The 1,099-nt window shown below is 72.4% G+C and carries 1 protein-coding gene; it reads right to left on the reverse strand.

Annotation, left to right across the window (positions count from 1 at the left end; all coding sequences use genetic code 11):
• Positions 1-100: 100 nt before the first annotated feature.
• On the reverse strand, positions 101-1,099 hold a 999-nt coding region (locus D7V97_RS43240; protein WP_233583622.1), incomplete at its 5' end, for a cell envelope integrity protein TolA.

Genomic DNA, 1,099 nt, shown 5'->3' on the forward strand with positions numbered 1-1,099 from the left:
GCGCTGCTCGACGTGGCGGAGGCGCTCGTGCCCTTCGGTGGCGGCGTGCGGTGGCCGACGGCGCTCACGCCCTGAGCACCGGGGCACTCAACCGGGGCACTCAATAGACGCGCAGCAGGCGCGAGCGGCATTCGAAGTGCGGGTTGCGCACGTCGATGACGTAGACGTCGCCGGTGGTCTCCTCGAAGCCGCCCGCGAGGAGGCCCACCGCGGCGGCGGCGGTGAGGTACGCGGTGTCCGTGCCCTTCATCTCGCTGAGCTTCCGCACGTAGACGACGCGGCCCTCCACGGACCACAGGCTGCGGATGCCGTCGGTGTGCACGCCCAGGGCGTCGGGCGGCGGCGGGGGGAACTTCGCCAGCGCGGGGGGCACGGACTGGAGCACGTAGTCGTCGTAGGCGGGGTTGCCGCTGCGGGTCATGAGCTTCACCTCGCGCAGCGTGCCGTCCGGCCCTTGCAGCAGCTCCAGCGTGACGACGAGCTTCATCGTGCTGACGCCGTGGGCGAAGTCCTGGAGCTCCTCGCCTGCCTGGGCGCGGGTGCGCAGTCGGTCGAACTCGGGGTTGTTGCGGCCACGCTCCGCGAGCTTCTCACCCGGCGTGGGGGCCTGGGAGAGGTTGCCTCCGGGAGAGCCCGTGGCGGCAAACCGCCGGGCCTTGTCCGCCCACGAGTACAACATCTGCTTGGGCAGGCTGGGCATGTCGAAGAGCGGCGGTGCGTCCATCTGCTGCTCCAGCTTCGCGCGCAGCTTGCTGAAGTACGGATGGATGCGGCCGGTGTCCACGCGGTCGCGCGCCCGGCGGTCATCGACGAAGCCCTGCACCCGCTCCGACACGCGCGCATGTTCCTCGGCCGCGAGGGCTTCGGGCGACAGGCTCGGGTCTCCGGGCCGCAGCGTGCGGCCGCCTCCGCGGGACGACTCCGGTGTCGTGATGATCACCCCGCCGCTCGAACCCGGAGGTGGCAGCAGGTTCGGGGGCAGGGTGCCCGGAGTCGGAGGTGCGCGGGGCGCGTCCGACGCCGGACGGTCCGGCTCCTGCTCCTGTTCGGCGACGGTTGGTGGTGGCGCGGGAGGCTCGGGCTCGCGGGGGGCTTCGTC

This window comes from Corallococcus sp. CA053C, assembly GCF_003611675.1.
Classification (GTDB): domain Bacteria; phylum Myxococcota; class Myxococcia; order Myxococcales; family Myxococcaceae; genus Corallococcus.